Genomic DNA, 5,948 nt, shown 5'->3' with positions numbered 1-5,948 from the left:
TTTGATTATTCAGATAAAAAAGCTTATCTAACATGGGGAAGGGCTCTAGGGCTATTGCATCAAGCCTCGCAAAGTTATGTTGCATCAGAGCATCATTTTTTAACTTGGGAAGATTTGTGGCGTGAGACTTGGGATTATGCGCGTCAAGAAGAGCCCTTGATCCAGGATTTATATCAAACGATTACGACACACTTCAAAACGTTTCCAATTAACTCAGCTAATTTTGGCCTAACCCATGGGGACCATCGTCCTGGAAATGTGCTTTATGATGGTGAAAGTGTTCATCTGATTGATTTTGATGAGCCAGTTTATCATTGGTATCTCGCCGATATTGCCAAATCTTTTTTGGACTTATGCAATAAGCCATGGCCTCTTTGGAAACCACTGTTTGAATGGTTTATAGAAGGATATAGGCAAATCCGGCTATTGAGCTCAGAAGAATTAAAAGAAGTGAATCATTTTTCGCAAATGAAAAGCTTAGATATCTATCTCTGGTGTAAATACAACTGGTTTGAAGAAACAGCTCCAGGAGGAAAGCCACGGGAGGAGTGGCTTCATGACTTAAAAACTATGGCATTAACTCCTTTGTTTTATGTGCCATAACCGATTAAGGCAATTCCTATTGAGGTGGGTAATGAATGATATCATGGATGCGCGATAGCTCATTGGTTGCATTCCGGTAGCCATGCGGTTGATTGGCATTAAAACGAAGCCCTTCTCCTTTGGAAAGTGTTTTCCAGCATCCTCCTAATAAAATTTCAATAGATCCGTCCAGAACAATGACATGCTCAATCACTCCATGTTTATGAGGAGGTGAAAGATGTTCACATCCGGGCAATAACTCAATAACAAACAATTCAAAATGTAACTGTTCATCAAAAGGAAACAGAGGAAGAACTCGTATTTTTTCATCATCTGGATGCAAGGTTTCAGCATGTCCTGTCCTATAAATAGGAGTAGCTGAATTATCCAGGCTGTCTTCAATAAATGAGGAAAAGGACGTTTGAAAGCCACTTGCAATTTTCCATAAGGTAGAAATCGTTGGGCTTGATTCTTCTCGTTCAATTTGCCCAAGCATCGCTTTAGAGACACCCGTTTCAAGCGCTGTTTTATCTAAGCTCCAACCTCGCTCTTGTCTCAATGATTTTAATGTTTTTGCAATACGTTTTGAAATTTCTTGCATCATGTTCCTTATTAAAAAAAGCTTGTGCGTTTTAGCGCACATGTATATAATGGTTCATTATGCGTTATAACGCACGAATTGTGAAGTAGATTGTGGAGGATTGTATGCTTGAACAACCTTTTAATAACAAACTGGTTGCGGTGCTTAATAAACGTATCGAGCCTGGCAAAGTAATGAATGCACTTGCTCATATGTGTATTGGTTTAGGTGCTGTGATTGGTACAGAAGAACTGCGTTTAACCGACTATCGAGATGCAGATGGAGGATCTCACCCTTATATTTCAGAAATACCTTTTATCATTCTTTGTGAGAACTCCAATAAAATTAGAACATTACGCCAGAATGCTTTAGCAAAAAATGTTCTTTTTAATGATTTTACCGATACGATGACTGTTGGTACCTATCAAGAGCAAATTGAACGGACGGCACAGGTTAAAGAGAACGATCTGATTTACTATGGCATTGTCTTGTTTGGGGAATGGGAGGTGGTGACAGAGCTCACTAGAAAGTGTTCTTTGTGGTGATGAGAGGACTTTGATGAATAAAGATAAAAATTTAGGTAAAAGCGCACAAATCATCCAGGATTTTTTATCTCAAAAGGGGATATCGTGTGTGGTCAAGGAACTTGATTCAAGCACACGCACCGCAAAAGATGCCGCTAATACTTTGGGATGTAGTGTTGCTCAAATTGTGAAGTCACTACTATTTCGCACTGAAAAAACCAACAAACCGGTATTGGTATTAGCAAGTGGTGTTAATCGCGTGAATGAGAGCCTGATTGAGAGTCTCATCAATGAACCTATTGGGAAAGCTGATGCAGATTTTACACGAGAAATAACTGGTTTTGCGATTGGTGGAGTCCCTCCCGTTGGCCATAAAAATGTTATTAATACTGTTCTTATCGATGAAGATTTGTTATGCCATGAAGTTCTTTGGGCCGCAGCAGGAACGCCCAATGCAGTGTTTTCATTATCTCCTGAAATACTTAAACAGCTAACAAATGGGATAGTGGTAAAGATTAGAGAGTAAGTCATGCAAAAAATATTTTGGGATAATCCCTATCAACGCCAATTAATGACTAAAGTGGTGTCAGTCAATGAGAATCGACTACTTTTTGCGGAGACTATTGGTTTTTCGTTTTCCGGTGGTCAGGAAAGTGATACAGTCCGCGTGAATGGCCTGATGGTCACTCATTCTAAACTAGAAGATCACTTGATTTATTATACATTACCCGCGGAGCATGGGCTTTCTAAAGGCGATGTTGTCCTTATGGAAATTGACTTTGTTCGTCGCTATAAATTGATGCGCCTTCATTTTGCTGCTGAATTAATCTTAGAGCTTGTCCAAAGAATGCTGCCCATTGAAAAAATAGGTGCTCATATTGCTGAACATAAGGCTAGAATCGATTTTAGCTATCAGCACAATATCTCGGATATCTTTGACTCTCTTTTGTTTGAATACAATCAAATTATTGCAAAGGATATGCTTATTCGCACTGGATTTTTTGATGAGAAGAGTCAAATGCGTTATTGGGAAATCGAAGGATTTTCTAAGGTTTCTTGTGGTGGAACACATGTAAAATCAACCGCGGAAGTGGGTTATATTACGTTAAAAAGGGCGAATGTGGGTAAAGGTAAAGAACGAATTGAAATTTATCTGGTACAATAAATCATCTTAAAATAAAGTGTTTTAGCCACAAAAAAAGCCTTTAATGCTAGAGGGTTGATGAGTGAATGCAGAAGAAATTACAGTCTTAAATGATTTAAAAAACGATATAAATCAATTGCTGGGATTTCATGAAGAAACACCAAGGATTAATTATGGTCCTTGTGGCGCGTTTGCTAAATTATTTTTTGATGCTTGGAATGGCCGCTTTCAGGATAAAGTGCATATTGTTTTTGTGATGATGACATCCCATGAAGAGTGCTGGCACATTGCATTGCGCATGCCTTCAGGAGAACTTTATGATGGTGGAGTTGGCCTTCATTGTGAAGAAACTTATGGAGAAGGTTACTTGTTTGAAGACATGATCGAATATGATCATGAACGTTTGGAAAAATGGTCTTATGATCTTGAACGTGATTATCCACGTTTTTGTCCTGATTTTAATAAAGAAGTGGTGAATTCATTGATTATTCATCATCTAGATCGATTGCGATCTCAAGAAAGTTGACTTAATGCGTTATTTACCTCAATAAGCAATTCAAAAATTAAGTAAAGAGTATTACTCAAAACCGCGTTTTGTTTTTTTTGGACTGGCTCTGTTACTCGAGGGTGAGTAACACAAGCCCAGATATTTGATGAGGATATCGCTATGAAACAAGAACACCAACTGATTTATGAGCTAGAGACTTCTCTTTTAAATCCGAAAACGAGAAAATCGATTACCCAACTGAAGCTACTGATTGCTGATGAATTTATCGAGCATGGGGCCTCTGGTTCAATTTACAATAAGAACGACCTACTTGATTCTCTTCCAGAAGAAGAGTCACGAAGCTATATGGTTAATGACTTTTCAGTATTAGAGGTGTCGCCCGAAGTCATGTTGGCAACTTATAAGGTTACTGTTGCCTCAAAAAGTTCCTTACGTTCTTTGCTCTGGCAATACAAACACAATCGTTGGCAAATGGTGTTTCATCAAGGCACGTCTTGCCAAGAGGAATAATTCATTTTTACAGGTATTAAGATGATAACAATAGACTACCTAAAACATTACTCAAACTGTATTCCTGAGCTTGCTAAGATTTGGCATGAAGTTTTAGGTAAAATCTGGATGCCCGAAATTGGAATTGAAGAAATTGAATCTTTGTATTACGAAGAGCTGAACAGAGATATGCCTTTTACTTACATTGCGCTATACAATGAAATTCCTGTAGGTTCTTGCACATTGCAATTAAACGAGGATGTTCGGCCAAATTTAGGACCCTGGATTGGTGATTTGGTGGTTGATCCAAAATATCAAAAACAGGGGATTGGAAAGATGCTAGTTGATGCCACAGTCGAGAAAGCAAAAGGACTTGGCTTTGAAAATCTTTACTTGTTTGCTCTGGACCCTACCATACCTGAGTATTATAGGCGCCTTGGATGGAAAAAAATCGGCATGGATGAATTTAAATCTCATCCTATAACGGTGATGGAAATCGGTTTATGAAGATAAAAAGGCTAATCCAAGAAGACTGGGAACTATGGAAATCATTTCGATTAGAATCACTAAAGAGCTCACCAGAAAGTTTTGGCTCTTCTTATGAAGAAGAAGTGCTTATGTCCGATACTGATTTTCAAAATGGATTAAGTAAAGGGTATGTATTGGGTGCCTTTGTTGACAATTTATTGGTATCTTGTGTTGGATTCTATACACTTAATTCACTTAAAACCAAACATCGTGGTGTACTTTGGGGTATGTATACTCGTCTTGAATACAGAGGGAAAGGTATTGCAACAGCATTAATTCAGGCTCTGATACAGCATGCAAAGACCTGTGTCACTCAGTTGCACCTAACCTGTGTAACCAATAATTTTGTGGCCCACGATTTTTATCAAAAGCAAGGATTTCGAGTTTATGGTACCGAACCTAAAGCACTTAAAATTAATGATACCTTCTATGATGAATATTTAATGGTATTGGATTTTAAAGAGGAACACATGAAAAAACTAGATACCTATCAGAGCCTGTGTACTGAAGTATATGATTTAAGTAAACCCAATGTGCCACAAGATGCGTACTCATTTTACCGAAGCTATGCTGTAGAGGCTAAAGGCACCATTTTAGAGCCTATGTGTGGTACGGGTCGATTTTTATTGCCTTTGGCTGAAGAAGGATTTGATGTTCAGGGCTTTGATGCAAGTCAACCGATGCTTGAACGACTGCATGCAAAAGCAAGGAGCAAAAATCTTAATCCAAAAGTCTGGTATGGTTTTATTGAAGATTTAAATCAATCTGAGAAATACTCTTTGATTTTTATACCCAGTGGTTCATTTTGTCTCATTACTGAAAAGGCGGATATCCAAAAAGCCTTAAAAATCATTTATGAGCACTTGGAAGATAAAGGACTTTTTGTATTTGAAGTAGAAACACGCTATGCGGTTCCTAATGAATTAGGTATATGGAGAGGCACCAGATGGCCCAAAGAAGATGGAACGCTTATCGTACTCAGTCAATTAGCCATGCTCAATGAAGAGGTTTGTTCCTCTATCGGCAAATACGAATTGATTGATAACAACCGTGTGATTCAAACAGAGGTTGAGGAATATAAAATTCGCATTTATCAAGACCCTTCTTTTTTGCGCAATTTGCTTACTGAGGTTGGTTTTAACAAGGTACGGATGGTTAAAGGATTTGACCGAAACGCATCACCTGATGAAAAAGACGAAAGTATTGTTTTTGAATGCAGAAAATAATTGAGGTAATAAATGAAGATTCTATGCCCAGCACCACTGCAAAAAGGAGATATCATAGGGCTTATTTCTCCGTCGAGCCCTATTATGGAACAGGATATAGAAGTGGGAGTTCATTTATTAAAGTCGAATGGATTTAAGGTAAAGTATGCAAAGCATATGTTTGCATCAGAACGATTTTTAGCGGGAAAAGACAGTGATCGTGCGAATGATGTGATGGATTTCTTTAAAGATTCTGAAGTGAAAGCAATTATTGCAACCCGAGGCGGACAAGGCTCACAACGTCTTTTACCTTTTTTAGACTATGAATTAATTAAGAGAAACCCAAAACAATTATTCGGGTTTAGTGATACCACCGCGTTGCAATTAG

The 5,948-nt window shown here is 38.1% G+C and carries 10 protein-coding genes and 1 pseudogene; 10 read left to right on the top strand and 1 reads right to left on the bottom strand.

The annotated features are described in order from the left end of the window. Positions 1-603, top strand: a 603-nt coding sequence (locus tag Lani_RS15670; protein WP_156415172.1) for a phosphotransferase enzyme family protein, incomplete at its 5' end; no start/stop codon positions are given. A 16-nt stretch (positions 604-619) separates the two neighbouring features. On the opposite strand, the gene Lani_RS15665 is transcribed toward Lani_RS15670, so the two are convergent. Next, a complete protein-coding gene (locus Lani_RS15665; RefSeq protein ID WP_058388709.1) occupies positions 620-1,183 on the bottom strand; it encodes a helix-turn-helix domain-containing protein in 564 nt (187 codons plus the stop codon). Between the two features lie 104 nt (positions 1,184-1,287). Between Lani_RS15665 and Lani_RS15660 the strand changes: the two genes are divergently transcribed. The 9 genes and pseudogenes from Lani_RS15660 to Lani_RS15625 form a co-directional block, all read left to right on the top strand. Then, positions 1,288-1,707 (top strand): DUF2000 domain-containing protein, encoded by a 420-nt coding sequence (locus tag Lani_RS15660; protein WP_058388708.1) that lies wholly within the window; start codon positions 1,288-1,290, stop codon positions 1,705-1,707. Positions 1,708-1,720: 13 nt separating this feature from the next. Continuing rightward, the gene (locus tag Lani_RS15655) at positions 1,721-2,212 is read left to right on the top strand and encodes a YbaK/EbsC family protein (RefSeq protein ID WP_058388707.1); all 492 of its coding nucleotides are present in this window, start codon (positions 1,721-1,723) and stop codon (positions 2,210-2,212) included. 3 nt (positions 2,213-2,215) lie between these two features. Beyond that, positions 2,216-2,851, top strand: coding sequence for an alanyl-tRNA editing protein (locus Lani_RS15650; RefSeq protein ID WP_058388706.1), 636 nt, complete (start codon positions 2,216-2,218; stop codon positions 2,849-2,851). A 61-nt stretch (positions 2,852-2,912) separates the two neighbouring features. Further along, positions 2,913-3,356, top strand: coding sequence for a hypothetical protein (locus Lani_RS15645; RefSeq protein WP_058388705.1), 444 nt, complete (start codon positions 2,913-2,915; stop codon positions 3,354-3,356). Between the two features lie 141 nt (positions 3,357-3,497). Then, positions 3,498-3,848: a nuclear transport factor 2 family protein gene (locus tag Lani_RS15640; protein ID WP_058388704.1), complete on the top strand. Its 351-nt coding sequence runs from the start codon at positions 3,498-3,500 to the stop codon at positions 3,846-3,848. A gap of 21 nt (positions 3,849-3,869) precedes the next feature. Continuing rightward, a complete protein-coding gene (locus tag Lani_RS15635) occupies positions 3,870-4,334 on the top strand; it encodes a GNAT family N-acetyltransferase (protein ID WP_058388703.1) in 465 nt (154 codons plus the stop codon). Further along, positions 4,331-4,783 (top strand): annotated as a pseudogene (locus tag Lani_RS21055) (GNAT family N-acetyltransferase); the annotation flags it as partial. The gene Lani_RS15635 and the pseudogene Lani_RS21055, both read left to right, overlap by 4 nt. A gap of 42 nt (positions 4,784-4,825) precedes the next feature. After that, positions 4,826-5,581 carry a class I SAM-dependent DNA methyltransferase gene (locus Lani_RS20925; RefSeq protein ID WP_223499688.1) on the top strand — a complete coding sequence of 252 codons (756 nt, stop codon included), beginning with the start codon at positions 4,826-4,828 and terminating at the stop codon, positions 5,579-5,581. A gap of 12 nt (positions 5,582-5,593) precedes the next feature. Then, positions 5,594-5,948 (top strand): LD-carboxypeptidase (locus tag Lani_RS15625; protein ID WP_193393263.1); only part of this gene is annotated, 355 nt, incomplete at its 3' end.

Source organism: Legionella anisa (genome assembly GCF_001467525.1).
Lineage (GTDB): Bacteria > Pseudomonadota > Gammaproteobacteria > Legionellales > Legionellaceae > Legionella > Legionella anisa.
Note: the sequence above shows the minus strand (reverse complement) of the source record. Positions and strands in the feature narration are given on the sequence as shown.

Coding starts and splice junctions, on each gene's coding strand:
- Lani_RS15655 (WP_058388707.1), top strand. CDS start 1,721: ATGAATAAAGATAAAAATTTAGGTAAAAGCGCACAAATCATCCAGGAT.
- Lani_RS20925 (WP_223499688.1), top strand. CDS start 4,826: ATGAAAAAACTAGATACCTATCAGAGCCTGTGTACTGAAGTATATGAT.
- Lani_RS15660 (WP_058388708.1), top strand. CDS start 1,288: ATGCTTGAACAACCTTTTAATAACAAACTGGTTGCGGTGCTTAATAAA.
- Lani_RS15650 (WP_058388706.1), top strand. CDS start 2,216: ATGCAAAAAATATTTTGGGATAATCCCTATCAACGCCAATTAATGACT.
- Lani_RS15635 (WP_058388703.1), top strand. CDS start 3,870: ATGATAACAATAGACTACCTAAAACATTACTCAAACTGTATTCCTGAG.
- Lani_RS15640 (WP_058388704.1), top strand. CDS start 3,498: ATGAAACAAGAACACCAACTGATTTATGAGCTAGAGACTTCTCTTTTA.
- Lani_RS15665 (WP_058388709.1), bottom strand. CDS start 1,183: ATGCAAGAAATTTCAAAACGTATTGCAAAAACATTAAAATCATTGAGA.